At 60.6% G+C, this 13,340-nt stretch carries 11 protein-coding genes and 1 pseudogene; 7 read left to right on the forward strand and 5 right to left on the reverse strand.

Annotated elements, in window-relative coordinates:
* Positions 1–18 precede the first annotated feature (18 nt).
* Complete coding sequence (acs, locus tag HNP33_RS05275; RefSeq protein WP_184706022.1) at positions 19–2,019, reverse strand: acetate--CoA ligase; 2,001 nt, start codon at positions 2,017–2,019, stop codon at positions 19–21.
* Positions 2,020–2,478: 459 nt separating this feature from the next.
* Between acs and HNP33_RS05280 the strand changes: the two genes are divergently transcribed.
* The 7 genes and pseudogenes from HNP33_RS05280 to HNP33_RS05310 all read left to right on the forward strand — a co-directional run bounded on the left by HNP33_RS05280 (position 2,479) and on the right by HNP33_RS05310 (position 9,302).
* On the forward strand, positions 2,479–3,090 hold the full coding sequence (locus HNP33_RS05280) for a TIGR00645 family protein (RefSeq protein ID WP_184706024.1): 612 nt from the start codon (positions 2,479–2,481) through the stop codon (positions 3,088–3,090).
* Between the two features lie 39 nt (positions 3,091–3,129).
* A complete protein-coding gene (locus HNP33_RS05285; RefSeq protein ID WP_184706026.1) occupies positions 3,130–3,453 on the forward strand; it encodes a hypothetical protein in 324 nt (107 codons plus the stop codon).
* A 628-nt stretch (positions 3,454–4,081) separates the two neighbouring features.
* Positions 4,082–5,374, forward strand: a complete 1,293-nt coding sequence (gene proV, locus HNP33_RS05290; RefSeq protein WP_184706028.1) for a glycine betaine/L-proline ABC transporter ATP-binding protein ProV — start codon at positions 4,082–4,084, stop codon at positions 5,372–5,374.
* Entirely contained in the window at positions 5,371–6,633 is a 1,263-nt protein-coding gene (proW, locus tag HNP33_RS05295) for a glycine betaine/L-proline ABC transporter permease ProW (RefSeq protein ID WP_184706030.1), read from the forward strand. The genes proV and proW overlap by 4 nt, the downstream gene beginning before the upstream one ends.
* A 79-nt stretch (positions 6,634–6,712) precedes the next feature.
* Positions 6,713–7,756, forward strand: coding sequence for a glycine betaine/L-proline ABC transporter substrate-binding protein ProX (gene proX, locus HNP33_RS05300; RefSeq protein ID WP_184706032.1), 1,044 nt, complete (start codon positions 6,713–6,715; stop codon positions 7,754–7,756).
* Between the two features lie 168 nt (positions 7,757–7,924).
* Positions 7,925–8,885 (forward strand): annotated as a pseudogene (gene proX, locus HNP33_RS05305) (glycine betaine/L-proline ABC transporter substrate-binding protein ProX).
* Positions 8,886–8,981: 96 nt separating this feature from the next.
* Complete coding sequence (locus HNP33_RS05310; RefSeq protein ID WP_184706034.1) at positions 8,982–9,302, forward strand: YkgJ family cysteine cluster protein; 321 nt, start codon at positions 8,982–8,984, stop codon at positions 9,300–9,302.
* Between the two features lie 36 nt (positions 9,303–9,338).
* Here the strand turns inward: HNP33_RS05310 and rtcA are convergent, their stop codons facing one another.
* From rtcA to HNP33_RS05330, 4 genes are read right to left on the reverse strand one after another with little or no spacing between them, the layout of a single operon-like run.
* A complete protein-coding gene (rtcA, locus tag HNP33_RS05315) occupies positions 9,339–10,424 on the reverse strand; it encodes an RNA 3'-terminal phosphate cyclase (RefSeq protein ID WP_184706036.1) in 1,086 nt (361 codons plus the stop codon).
* 41 nt (positions 10,425–10,465) lie between these two features.
* Positions 10,466–11,296: a hypothetical protein gene (locus HNP33_RS05320; RefSeq protein ID WP_184706038.1), complete on the reverse strand. Its 831-nt coding sequence runs from the start codon at positions 11,294–11,296 to the stop codon at positions 10,466–10,468.
* Between the two features lie 31 nt (positions 11,297–11,327).
* Positions 11,328–11,963: a zinc-ribbon domain containing protein gene (locus HNP33_RS05325; protein WP_184706040.1), complete on the reverse strand. Its 636-nt coding sequence runs from the start codon at positions 11,961–11,963 to the stop codon at positions 11,328–11,330.
* Positions 11,964–12,020: 57 nt separating this feature from the next.
* Positions 12,021–13,238, reverse strand: coding sequence for an RtcB family protein (locus HNP33_RS05330; RefSeq protein WP_184706042.1), 1,218 nt, complete (start codon positions 13,236–13,238; stop codon positions 12,021–12,023).
* Positions 13,239–13,340: the final 102 nt, after the last annotated feature.

The following is a 13,340-nucleotide window of genomic DNA, read 5'->3' on the forward strand; positions in this document are numbered from 1 at the left end:
AACACGTTCTTGCCCTGATCAGTTGTTCTCCGACAACTGGTCCAGAATGGCTGGGTTCTCCAGGGTGCTGGTGTCCTGGGTAATGGCCTCGCCCTTGGCGATGGAGCGCAGCAGGCGGCGCATGATCTTGCCACTGCGGGTCTTGGGCAGGTTGTCGCCAAAGCGGATGTCCTTGGGCTTGGCGATGGGGCCGATCTCCTTGGCCACCCAGTCGCGCAGCTCCTTGGCAATCTGCCTGGCTTCGTCGCCGGTAGGGCGGGCGCGCTTGAGCACCACGAAGGCGCAGATGGCCTCGCCAGTCATGTCGTCAGGGCGACCTACCACGGCGGCCTCGGCCACCAAGTCGGTCTTGGCGACCAGCGCCGATTCGATCTCCATGGTGCCCATGCGGTGGCCCGATACGTTCAGCACATCGTCGATACGGCCGGTGATGCGGAAGTAGCCGGTCTTGGCATCGCGCACGGCGCCGTCCCCCGCCAGATAGATGCTGCCGCCCATTTCTTCGGGGAAATAGGCTTTCTTGAAGCGCTCCGGGTCGTTCCAGATCGTGCGGATCATCGACGGCCAGGGCTTGGCGATGACGAGAATGCCGCCCGTGCCGTTGGGCAGTTCCTTGCCGGTCTCATCCACGATCTTGGCCATGATGCCGGGCAGCGGCAAGGTGCAGCTGCCAGGTACCAGCGGGGTTGCACCCGGCAGCGGGGTGATGACATGACCGCCGTTTTCGGTCTGCCAGAAGGTATCGACGATGGGGCAGCGCTCGCCACCCACGTTCTTGTAGTACCACATCCAGGCTTCGGGGTTGATGGGCTCGCCCACCGAGCCCAGAATGCGCAGGCTAGCCAGGTTCCAGTTTCTGGGGTGTACCTTTGCATCCGAGTCGGCAGCCTTGATCAGCGAGCGAATGGCCGTGGGCGCCGTGTAGAAAATGCTGACGCCATGGCGCTCGATCATCTGCCAGAAGCGTCCTGCGTCCGGGTAAGTGGGCACACCCTCGAACACCACTTGTGTCGCGCCCGCTGCAAGCGGGCCGTAGGCGATATAGGTGTGGCCGGTGATCCAGCCGATGTCGGCCGTGCACCAGAAAACGTCAGACGGCTTGAGGTCGAACGTCCACTCCATCGTCATCTTGGCCCACAGCACGTAGCCGCCCGAGCCATGCTGCACGCCCTTGGGCTTGCCGGTGGAGCCACTGGTGTACAGAATGAAGAGCGGATGCTCGGCATTCACCGGTACCGGCGCGCAATCGCTGCTCTGGCCGGCCAGCGCCTCGGCAAAGGTCACATCGCGGCCTTCCACCTTGTTCCAGGCCGAGGCGGTGCGCTCAAATACCAGCACCTTTTTCACCGATTCGCAGCCGCCCATGGCGAGTGCATCGTCCACAATCGCCTTGAGCGGCAATTCCTTGCCGCCACGCATCTGGTAGTTGGCCGTCACGATGACCACGGCGCCCGCGTCGATCACGCGCTCATTCACCGCCTTGGCCGAGAAGCCGCCAAACACCACCGAGTGCGTGGCACCAATGCGGGCACAGGCTTGCATGGCCACAATGCCCTCCACCGTCATCGGCATGTAGATCAGCACCCGGTCGCCCTTTTTTACGCCCTGGGCCTTGAGCGCGTTGGCAAACGCGCCCACGCGCGCCAGCAGCTCCTTGTAGGTGACCTTGGTGACCGCGCCGTCGTCGGCCTCGAAAATGATGGCGGTCTTTTGCTCGACCGGCGTGCCCACGTGCTTGTCCAGGCAGTTGGCGCTGACGTTCAACTCGCCATCATGGAACCACTTGAAGAACGGCGGGTTGCTCTGGTCCAGCACCTGGGTAAAGGGCTTGGTCCACTGCACATGCTCCTTGGCGCGCTTGGCCCAGAAGCCTTCAAAATCCTGCTCGGCCTCCTGACACAGCGCACGGTATGCGTCCATGCTGCCAATGCGGGCCGTGGCTGACACCGAAGCAGGTGGGGGGAACACACGGTTTTCTACCAATACAGATTCAATCGTGCCTTGGGAATTTGCGGTCATTGCTTTGTCTCCTTTGCAACCATTGTAGGTATGAAACTGGCCGCTACTGTGGACCCTCGCACTTACAAGCATCTGACAAGCAGGGCTCATACCGGAGTTTGGCTTTCACCGCACCCGCTGCAGGCTTTAACCACAACTCTTTTACTCATATTTTCATAGCTAGTAGCGCTCTGCCATGTTGCGCAAATTCGGCATTTATTACCCGTTCTTATCTGTACCTTCTGCAATGCGCAAACACCGGTCTCGCTGCGCTTGAACGGGCGAGCAGAAATTTCTTGACGCCGACCCTGGCACGCTCGCTACAATGCGCGACCCTCTTTTGCTGCATGTCCCAGCGGGCACGGTCTGGTGGCACCAGGCCACGAGACTGGCGCCTTGTGCGCCGCCTGCTGCCATAACCATTCATTTCACCGTTCAGGCAGGCGAAGGAAGTTTTTCGCAACTTCTATCCACCGCTCCATGTCTCATCCTGAAAACGCTCCCCTGCGCCCTTTGCCAGCGATTATTTTTGCCAGCCGCTGGTTGCAGCTGCCGCTATACCTGGGCTTGATCGTTGCCCAGCTGGTCTATGTCTGGCATTTCCTCGTCGAGCTGCTCCATCTGGTGGAGGCCGCCTTCGGCAACCAGGAGGCCCTGCGCATCCTGGTCACCTCCGTCGGCTACTCGCCCGATGTGCAGATCACCTCGCTCAACGAAACCGTGATCATGCTGGTGGTACTGGGCCTGATCGACGTGGTGATGATCTCCAACCTGCTCATCATGGTGATTGTGGGTGGCTACGAAACCTTTGTAAGCCGCATGCACCTCTACCGCCACCCGGATCAGCCCGAATGGCTGGGCCATGTGAATGCTTCGGTGCTCAAGGTGAAACTGGGCCTGTCCATCATCGGCATCAGCTCCATCCATCTGCTCAAGACCTTCATCAATGCCGCCAACTACAGCGAGAAGGTGCTGATGTGGCAGACCATCATCCATGTGGTGTTCCTACTCTCGGCCATCGCCATCGCTTGGACGGACCGCATCCTGCATCCTCCAGCTGGCCACGCCAATGGACACAAAGACGAACACTGAACGCACGAGCCGCAACTTCCCTGCCACAGAGAGCCCCGCATGCCGGGGCTTTTTGCTTCCCACAGGACAAGAAACACTGCCACGCCCAAGAATGCGATAACGCGCTGGCTATTTGCAGCAAAAGGCCACATCGATCCAGCAAGCCATGCCATCAGCTGCCAAATTGCCAAAATCATGGCTATTAACGGCCATGCATCTGGATTTTTTGTAACAAAATTATTCTTTAATTGTTACAAATTCAACAGCAACCGGCATCCGCTGATACAACCATATAGCGTCGAAAAGAACTACAAAAACGATAGCAAACCCCGGTCAGGCAGCATCCACATCAGCCGCAAAAACAGCCCTAATTACCCCGGATGAAACCATCATCCTTTGATTTTTTTATCTCAAATCCGTATACTAAAACGATGTTTTACAACCTGCAATGCAGGTAATCCGTGCTGCACAACGTCTGCGCGGATCGTCTCCGTCGGGTCTTTGGCGCCATGCCGAAGTCCGTCTATCGGCCGGAATGCTTCCGGCCCTGATGCCCCGGCGTGGTGGCCTTTGTACAGTGCCCGCCACGCTTGCGTGATTGAAAGTCCTCCTGACCGGACCTCTTTCAATGCGCACGAGAGACCCTGTACCCCGGGCTCGACCCTGAAGCAGCGCAACTGGCGCCTTTTGGCTTCTGGCATGCACGCCCGGTACAGGCAGAAATTGTTGGTCACTATGTGTCCCGCCCCTCACCACGAGGGCTTGCCCGGCTGGCGCCTCCTGCGCCGGCAGGCGGAGCTGTCGGCATCAGGGTTTGGCTTTCACGGTCCCGTTCCGGGTTCGCGCACCACTGTGCGCGCCCGGTGATGTGCAACTTCATACAAGCCGCTTACGCCTTTTCAAAGATCGCAGATCACGGATTTGCTTTTGTTTCACCACCGCCCTCGCCCTCAAGAGGCCCCTGCGGTGGCGCAATCTGGCGCAAGCAGCTTCTGACAAGGGAGGTGCCTCTATGGCCAAACAAATCCGTATCGAGCATGTGTTCAAAGTGTTCGGTGATTCCCCCAAACTTGCGCTCGACCTGGTGCGCAAAGGCGCCAGCAAGCAAGAAGTGATGGAGCAGACCGGCCAGTCGATTGGCGTGTTTGACGCCAACTTCACCATCGAAGCCGGTGAGACCTTTGTCGTCATGGGCCTGTCGGGCTCGGGCAAATCCACGCTGGTGCGCATGCTCAACCGCCTGATCGAGCCCACCAGCGGCGCCATCGTGGTGGACGGCCACGACATCAACAAACTGGGCGACCGCGAACTGCGTGCGCTGCGCCGCAAGGACATCAGCATGGTGTTCCAGAGCTTTGCGCTGATGCCGCACCTGACCGTGCTGGACAACACCGCCTTCGGCCTGGAGCTGGCTGGCGTGGGCCGCCAAGAGCGCCTTGCCGCCGCCGAGCAGGCACTGGAGCAGGTGGGTCTCGCCGGCTGGGGCGCGAGCTACCCGGATGAGCTCTCGGGCGGCATGCAGCAGCGCGTAGGCCTGGCCCGGGCGTTGGCCTCCGATCCCGCCATCCTGCTGATGGACGAGGCGTTCTCCGCGCTCGACCCCATCATCCGCACCGAAATGCAGTCCGAGCTGATGCGGCTGCAAGAGGTCAAGCGTCGCACCATCGTATTCATCTCGCACGACCTGGACGAAGCCATGCGCATTGGCGATCGCATTGCCATCATGAAGGACGGCCAGGTGCAGCAGGTGGGCACGCCCGACGAGATTCTGCGCAACCCCGCCAACGACTATGTGCGGGCCTTCATTCAGGGCGTGGATGCGGCAGCCGTGTTCAAGGCTGGCGATATTGCGCGCCGTGCGATCACCATCGTCAAGGAAAGCGATCAGCGCGGCGCCCGCGCCGCATTGCAGCTGCTGCAGGACGAAGACCGCGACTTCGCCTACATCGTCTCGCCGCGCAAGCAGTACCTGGGCACTGTGTCGGCCGATTCATTGCGCAGCGCACTGCACGGCCATGTCGGCCCGCTGGGCCTGCAGAACGCCTACCTGAAAAAGGTGGAGCCGATTGCCGCCGATGCGCTGGTCGCCAATCTGTTCGGCCAGGTAGCGCAAGCCCCCTGCCCACTGCCCGTCTTGCAAGCCGATGGCCGGTTTGCAGGCGTGATCAGCAAGAACACCCTGCTGCGCTTCCTGGACCGGGACACCCCTCCGGTGCCGCCCACCGACCCAGCTGTGCTTGCCGCGCAAGCAGCCACCGCCACAACCGCTGAACCCCACAACAACGAGAACAGGATTGCCGCATGAGTAAAACCGCCACCACCATCGCCCAGAACACTGCCAGCGACCCTTGGGCAGACACCATGCCCAGCACCGACGCCGCAGCCCCCTGGACGGGCACCGGCGGCCCTACTGCCGATACCGCTGGCGCAGCCTCCACGGCCAGCACCGCCAGCACGGATCCCTGGGTCGCCGTAGGCGACGTTTCCGGCAACACCGACTGGCTGGGCGGCCCCGACGCCGTCGCGCAGGCGGCCGACCCATCGCACGCGGCACAAGCGGCGCAGCAGGTGCATGACAGCGGCTTCTCGCTGCACCAGCTGTGGGACGGCAGCCTGCCCGTGCAGGACTGGATCAACAGCGGTCTGACCTGGGTGGTTGCGCATTTCCGCCCCTTCTTCCAGGCCGTGCGCGTACCGATTGACGGCACACTCAATGGCGTGGAACACCTGCTCACCGCCATTCCCATGGTTGCGATGGTCGTCATCCTGTCCCTGGTGGCGTGGCAGTTCGCCGGGGGTGCCTTGGCCATCGGTGCCATCGTGTCGCTGCTGATCGTCGGCATGCTGGGTATCTGGCATGAGGCGATGGTTACCCTGTCACTGGTTCTGACCTCGCTTGCCTTCTGCATCATCATTGGCCTGCCGCTGGGCATTCTGCTGGCAAGCAGCGACCGTGCGCAGAAGTTCTTTCGCCCCGTGCTGGACGCCATGCAGACCACGCCCGCCTTCGTTTACCTGGTGCCCGTGGTGATGCTGTTTGGCATTGGCAACGTGCCTGGTGTGGTCGTCACTATCGTGTTTGCGCTGCCGCCGCTGGTACGCCTGACCAACCTCGGTATCCGCCAGGTGCGGCCCGATCTGATCGAAGCCAGCCGCGCCTATGGCGCCTCGCCCCTGCAATTGCTGTGGAAGGTACAGCTGCCGCTTGCCATGCCCTCGATCATGGCCGGTATCAACCAGGCGCTGATGCTGTCGCTGTCGATGGTGGTGATCGCTTCGATGATTGCCGTGGGGGGCCTGGGCCAGATGGTGCTGCGCGGCATTGGCCGACTGGACATGGGCCTGGCCACCGTGGGCGGCCTGGGCATCGTGCTGCTGGCCATCCTGCTGGACCGCATCACCCAGGCCATGGGCCAGCCCCGCCGTGGCGTGCGCCATTGGTGGCAAACCGGCCCCGTGGGCCTCGTGGCCCGCAGCCTGCGCAAGCCGGAACCCGTAGCGCCAACTGCCACTGCAAACGCTGCACAAGGCGCACACCAGCCCCGGCCTGCGGCTGCGCACTGAGCACCCATTCCACTCATTCATAAAAACCAACGCCTGCGTTTTTCTACCAAGCGCAGGCAGCTATTAAAAAAGGAGCAACATGTTTCAAACTTCTCCCCTTACTACAGCGCTGCGCAACACCCGCACCGTCCTCACCAGCAGCCTGCTTGCCGTGGGCCTGGCCGCAGGCACCGGTGCTCAGGCACAGGAATCGCCAGGCAAAGGCGTTCAGGTGCAGCCGTTGCAAAGCTCGATTGCCGAAGAGACCTTTCAAACCCTGCTGGTGAGCAAGGCCCTCCAGAAGCTGGGTTACGACGTGCAGCCGATCCGCGAAGTGGAGTACGCCACCGCCCACGTCGCCATCGCCAACGGCGACGCCACCTTCATGGCCGATCACTGGGACCCGCTCCATGCCGAGTTCTACAAAAACGCAGGCGGCGCGGCCAAGCTCTACCGTGAAGGCGAATACTCCACCAGCGCCGTGCAGGGCTACCTGATCGACAAGAAGACCGCCGACGCCCACAACATCACCAATATCGAACAGCTCAAGGACCCAAAGATTGCTGCGCTGTTCGACACCAACGGCGATGGCAAGGCCGATCTGACCGGCTGCACACCCGGCTGGGGCTGTGAAGGAGCCATCGAGCATCAGCTCTCTGCCTACAAGCTGCGCGATACCGTCACCCATGTGCAAGGCGCCTATGCGGCACTGATGGCCGACACCATCACACGCTACAAGGCAGGCAAACCCATCCTCTACTACACATGGACACCATACTGGGTAAGCGCAGAGCTGCGCCCCGGCCGCGACGTGGTCTGGTTGCAGGTGCCGTTTACCGCGCTGCCAGGCGATCAGGCACAAACGAAAACAGCGCTGCCCAATGGCAAGAACTACGGCTTTCCGCTGAACACGCAAAAGATCGTGGCGAACAAACGCTTTACCGATGCCAACCCCGCAGCGGCCAAGCTGTTCGCCATCATGAAACTGCCTGTTGCCGACATCAACGCGCAGAACCTGGCGATGAAGGACGGTCAGAACAAACCTGCCGACATCGAGCGCCACGCCGACGGCTGGATCAAGGCCCACCAGCAGCTCTTTGATGGCTGGATCGAGCAGGCCAAGGCAACAGTCGCCTCCAAATAATTCTTCGCTTCCGAGCGGCACCGTGTGTGCCGCTTTTTCATGCCCGCCGGGTCCAGGCCGCTGGGCTCGAATGGCCCGCACCTGCGCGCCAAGGGCAGCATTCATCCAAGGAGAACCATGAACCAACACAACACCCGCCGCGCCGCGCTCACAGGCATTCTCACCGCCATGCTGCTGAGCACCGCCGCCCATGCCCAGCCCCCCGATCTGCCGGGCAAGGGCATTGACGTACTCCCACTCCTGGGCACCGTCGATGAAGAAATGTTCCAGACGCTGATCGTTTCGCGCGCGCTCGAAAAGCTGGGTTACAGCGTCAAAGCCCCCAAGGGGCTCGAAAACGGCACAGAACATGTGGTGGTGGCCCAGGGCGACGCCACCTTCATGGCCAACCACTGGATTCCGCTGCACCAGAGCTTTTATGAACGCAATGGTGGTGCCAAAGTGTTCTACCGCGAAGGCGTGTTCTCCACCAATGCCGCGCAGGGCTACCTGATCGACAAGGCTACCGCTGACAAGTACAAGATCACCGACATCATGCAGCTCAAGGACCCCAAGATCGCCAAGCTGTTTGACACCGAGCGATGGCAAGGCGGACCTGACTGGCTGCAACCCCGGCTGGGGCTGCGAACTTGCCATCAACAAACACCTCAAGGGCCTGGGCCTGGAAGGCAGTATCACCCACAGGCAGGGCAACTACGCAGCCCTGATCGCTGACACCATTGCGCGCTACCAGTCTGGCAAGCCGGTGCTCTACTATGTATGGACGCCCTACTGGGTCAACGGCGTGCTCCAGCCGGGCAAGGATGTAGTCTGGCTGCAAGTGCCCAACATTCCCAAAGCCCTGGGCGATGACGATACCCGTCTGCCCAACGGCAAGAACTATGGCTTCAAGGTGAACAACCAGTACATACTGGCCAACAGGAAGTGGACCGATGCCAACCCCGCAGCAGCCAAGCTGTTTGCCACCATACAAGTCCCCATTGAAGACATCACTGCCCAGAACCTGCTGATGCGCAATGGCGAGAACAAGACCGCCGACATCAACCGTCATGTGGACAGCTGGATCAAGAAGAACCAGGCCAGATTTGATGGCTGGGTGAAAGAGGCCATGGCAGCAGCCAAGCGCTGACCAAGGGCGCGATGCAGGTTGCAACAAGGTTGCAGGTCACACAGGGGGCGTTTGCAACGGAGAGGGAGGCAAAAATCTATAATTTACCCACTCACCATGCCCCACCCCTGCCTTACCTGCGGCGCCTGCTGCGCCAGTTTCCGCGTCGATTTCTCGGTCTATGAATCAGATGCCAATGGCGGCCGTGTGCCCGCAGGCCTTGCAGACGAGATCAACGATTTCACCTGCCGCATGCGTGGCACCGACTATGCGCGGCCGCGCTGCGCGGCGCTGACAGGCACCGTCGGCGTGCAAGCGGCCTGCGGTATCTACGAATGGCGGCCTTCACCCTGCCGCGAATTTGCAGCGGGCAGCGAAGCCTGCAACCGGGCGCGCCAAAGGCATGGTATTCCGGAACTGGAAAGCGGTCTGTACTAGACCGCTTTTTTTATCGCTGCCGCTCCTGCAAAGGCACTACACCGGCGCGATATGCGCCACCGGAGCCGATGCCGTTTCGATGGAAATGCGCAGCGGCAAGAACTGCTGGATCACCGCCATGTTGCTGCGCAGGTGCTCCGTCACCTCACTGCAGCTGAAAGACGCGCGCTTTCCGCTTTGCCATACCGCCAGCGCCAGCAGCAACACCAATTGGTCAGCCAGGTGTGCGCCCACGGCCGCCTCGGGCTTCTTCTGGTAATCGCGCATCTGCTGGCACAGATTGCGCGCCACCGCCTCCGACGACACGCCATGCGCACCCAGACAGCTGAACAGCTCTGTGACATGCGTGTAATGCAGGGTAGCCAGCAGAATGTTGCCGGGACCTTCATCCTGGCGGGCTGGCAGTTGCTGCATGGCGCTGCGATCCCAGCCCGTCAGCCGTGCCAGCTCATCCAGCTCGCGCGTGGCAACCGCCTTGGGCACTGCAGCGCACACGGCCTCCGCCACCACGCTCTGCAGATCACCCCGCACCAGCAGATCAAATGGCTGCATCGCGCCAGTTGCAGGTGCGATATGCGCCAGCACCTCCCCACCACCCGCCGGATAGAAGCCAAAGCGGCGCAACTCCATATCAACCCGCGCGCCCAGCCGTGCCACGAGCGGCGCAAATGCACGCTTTATGAAGTGGTAATTCGGCGCCATTGGGTTATGCGTACCGCCCGACAAGCGCACCACGCTCTCGCCCTGCGCCAGCAACAGCGCGGGCAATACCGTCTGCAGCACCAGCATGGAGCTGCCCGCACCCGAAATAGGAAACTCGTACTGGCCCGCCCGGAGCGCGCGAGGCGCAAAATGCAGCTCGGTTGCCCCCACTGCCACGGGTGACACCTGGGCATCGCTGATGGCCTGCGCCGCATGCACGCAGGCCAGGTGCTGGCGCATCAGGCCAGGCTTGGGGCGCTTTGCGCGGATGTTGTGCACCGCCAGCGGCTTTTGCGTGATCACCGACAACGCCAGCGCTGTGCGCAGAATCTGGCCACCGCCTTCGCCTTGCGAGCCGTCAATTTCGACTGTGGTCGGCAGGCACTGAGTCTCTCTGCCTTGTGTAGTTATCGTTTGCATGACTCTTGTACTTCTCTTATTTAACCTATTGCCGGGCGCCATTAATCCAGTGCACTCACTCTAGGCCCCAGAGTGGCACAGACCGAGGCTTCCATCGCCAGGTGTCCATTGCAAAGGCCTAAGGCATCACTGTCGGTAAGTTGCGCCCAAATAGCAGCAAAGTGCATATACACCTCGGTCTTAAAAGCCCAAGTGCGGATACTGGGCTCCAATTGAGGAGTGTCTTTGGCAAATGGGGTAATACCGCTTCCATTTGGCACCATATGTGCAAGCATGGTGCCAAACTGCACAGCCGCCCAGGCACTCTCGCTGCGTTGCCATAGCGCCAAAAATGGCTCTATCGTCAATCCCGCATTGGCAAACATCACCAGCAGGCTATCAGCCGATTCGTGCATCAAGGAAAATCGCCCCTGGCTATTACCTGCAGCATCAAGCCACCATTGCCACAATGCCAGGGCCCAACGCTCTATGGCCTGCTTTTCCGCAAAGCTGAGCATGGAGTGGTCAAAGCCACCGAGCCGTTGAAGTGCAATTTCGGTTGAATGCCGCACTATGTCGGTATCGCCCTGCGAAATCAGCTCTGCAACCTTGGGCAAAAAATGCAAGTACTCATCTGCATCCTGTTCGGCAGCATGCGCTGCATCCTGGTACTCGTAGATATGCCTTGCGGTCAGGGAACGTAAATCCCCATCGCACATCTCGCGCGCCATCTTCGCATCCATGCAACAACTGATGCACGCATTCAAAGGCCAGACCGCACGGCGCGTGGCACAGGCTTCGTACAAAGCTCTCACCGCATCAATCACTTCAGTGGGCACACCAACCGGGAAGGCGCTGACATCAGGCAGATAATTATTTTTACGTTTGCTCATCTTCTGATTCCGATACAGGACATGCTTGCACTCAGAAGCAAGCCTGCTGTAGACGCTCAACGCGGCAAACCCGCTGCACGCCAGGGCGCAGTTCCAGTTCGCCCTTGAGAATGCGGTGGATACGCGGAGCCCAGGATTTCTCCAGTTCCATATCTTCCAGTCGCTCTTGCGAGGCCTCGTCATCGAATTGGTACCACCACCAAGCCAACGCCTGTGCTGCCAGACTGCGTAGCGCAGGATCTTTCGCCACCAATCCCTGCTCCACCCGGTCGCGTGCTGCGCGATCTGGTCGATCACGCCACAGCTCTCGCAAAGCCGCCATCTCTGACGCATTGCAGTGCGATTGGCGCCAGTTACGGTACCGAGCGCGACAGGATTGGCATCGACTAGCCCGGGAATCAAGACTACCTTGCACTTGCTCGTACCACCACTTCTGGTCACACGCGCTCCAAACACCATTGGCGCCGCAATCACGGCATCGATAAGCGCAATCTTTGTAGTACCCCGGATGCCAGAAATGCGGGCCATGGATCAGCGCTAGGCGCCCCATGTCGGCTGCCAACACGCCCGCAGGCATCCGTACGCACGACGCTACTTCACGCTGTGCTTCCATCCGCTTCCAGCGGCGCAGCTGGATCTCCGACTTGCGCTGTTTGTTACTTTTCATGGTCTTTTCCTTTGCCTTGCGCTATTAAGCCTGTGTAGAAGGAAAGGGCCCTGGCCATCACCCCTTCACACACACCACCTGTTTGAGCGTGTACACCACTTCCACCAGATCGTTCTGTGCAGCCATCACCGCGTCGATGTCCTTGTAGGCCATCGGGATCTCGTCGATCACATCGGCGTCCTTTCGGCATTCCACGCCTTCGGTGGCACGCACCTGGTCTTCCACGGTGAATAGCTTCTTGGCCTTGTTACGGCTCATGGTGCGGCCCGCACCATGACTGCAGCTGTTGAAGCTTTCGGGGTTACCCTTTCCGCGCACGATGAAGCTCTTGGCGCCCATGCTTCCGGGGATGATGCCCAGCTCACCGGCCCGCGCACTCACCGCGCCCTTGCGGGTCACAAACACCTCTTCACCAAAGTGCGTTTCGCGTTGCACGTAGTTGTGGTGGCAGTTCACCGCTTCCAGGTGCGTCTCGAACGGCTTGGTGATCACTTTCTTGAGCGCATGGATCACACGGATCATCATCACCTCACGGTTGGCGCGCGCAAACTTCTGCGCCCAACCGACCGCCTTCACGTAGTCGCCAAAGTAGGCGGCGCCTTCTTCAAAGTAAGCCAAGTCCTGGTCAGGCAGGTTGCGCTGGTGCAGTTCGGCATCTTTTTTCGCCAGTTCAATGAAGTGGGTACCGATGGCGTTACCCACTCCGCGCGAACCCGAGTGCAGCATGATCCACACCGACTGGTTTTCGTCCAGGCACACTTCAATGAAGTGGTTTCCGGTGCCGAGCGTTCCCAGGTGCTTGTAGTTGTTGGTGTTCTTGATGCGCGGGTGCGCCTCGCAGATTTCCTCGAACTCTTTGACAAGACCCGTCCAGGCGGCATCGGTCTCCTCGGGCGGCGTCTCCCAGCTCCCCTTGTCGCGACCGTAGCGCTTGGGCGTCATACCCACAGGCACCGCACGCTCGATGGCAGCGCGGATCGGAGCCAGGTTGTCCGGCAGGTCACTCGCAGTGAGCGTGGTTTTGCAGGCCATCATTCCGCATCCCAGATCCACGCCCACGGCCGCTGGGATGATGGCTTTGATGGTGGGCACCACCGAGCCAATGGTGGCGCCGATACCCAGATGCACATCGGGCATCACCGCTACGTGCTTGAACACGACGGGCAGACGCGAGATGTTGGCCAGCTGATTTTGCGCCTCGGGCTCCACCGGCACGCCGTTGGTCCACATCTTGATCGGCACGCCGTTGGGCACTTGCATTTGTTGGTAGGTCATGGTGTTTCCTTTTTCTTGTTTGTCTGGTTCATTGCGGGCTCTGGCCCGGCGGGAAAGCAAGGACCCCGCCCTGCTTTCCCCGACTCACGCCACACAGCGCTT

The organism is Comamonas odontotermitis (assembly GCF_014207855.1).
GTDB classification, from domain to species: domain Bacteria; phylum Pseudomonadota; class Gammaproteobacteria; order Burkholderiales; family Burkholderiaceae_C; genus Comamonas; species Comamonas odontotermitis_A.

Coding starts and splice junctions, on each gene's coding strand:
- acs (WP_184706022.1), bottom strand. CDS start 2,019: ATGACCGCAAATTCCCAAGGCACGATTGAATCTGTATTGGTAGAAAAC.
- HNP33_RS05280 (WP_184706024.1), top strand. CDS start 2,479: ATGTCTCATCCTGAAAACGCTCCCCTGCGCCCTTTGCCAGCGATTATT.
- HNP33_RS05285 (WP_184706026.1), top strand. CDS start 3,130: ATGCCGGGGCTTTTTGCTTCCCACAGGACAAGAAACACTGCCACGCCC.
- proV (WP_184706028.1), top strand. CDS start 4,082: ATGGCCAAACAAATCCGTATCGAGCATGTGTTCAAAGTGTTCGGTGAT.
- proW (WP_184706030.1), top strand. CDS start 5,371: ATGAGTAAAACCGCCACCACCATCGCCCAGAACACTGCCAGCGACCCT.
- proX (WP_184706032.1), top strand. CDS start 6,713: ATGTTTCAAACTTCTCCCCTTACTACAGCGCTGCGCAACACCCGCACC.
- HNP33_RS05310 (WP_184706034.1), top strand. CDS start 8,982: ATGCCCCACCCCTGCCTTACCTGCGGCGCCTGCTGCGCCAGTTTCCGC.
- rtcA (WP_184706036.1), bottom strand. CDS start 10,424: ATGCAAACGATAACTACACAAGGCAGAGAGACTCAGTGCCTGCCGACC.
- HNP33_RS05320 (WP_184706038.1), bottom strand. CDS start 11,296: ATGAGCAAACGTAAAAATAATTATCTGCCTGATGTCAGCGCCTTCCCG.
- HNP33_RS05325 (WP_184706040.1), bottom strand. CDS start 11,963: ATGAAAAGTAACAAACAGCGCAAGTCGGAGATCCAGCTGCGCCGCTGG.
- HNP33_RS05330 (WP_184706042.1), bottom strand. CDS start 13,238: ATGACCTACCAACAAATGCAAGTGCCCAACGGCGTGCCGATCAAGATG.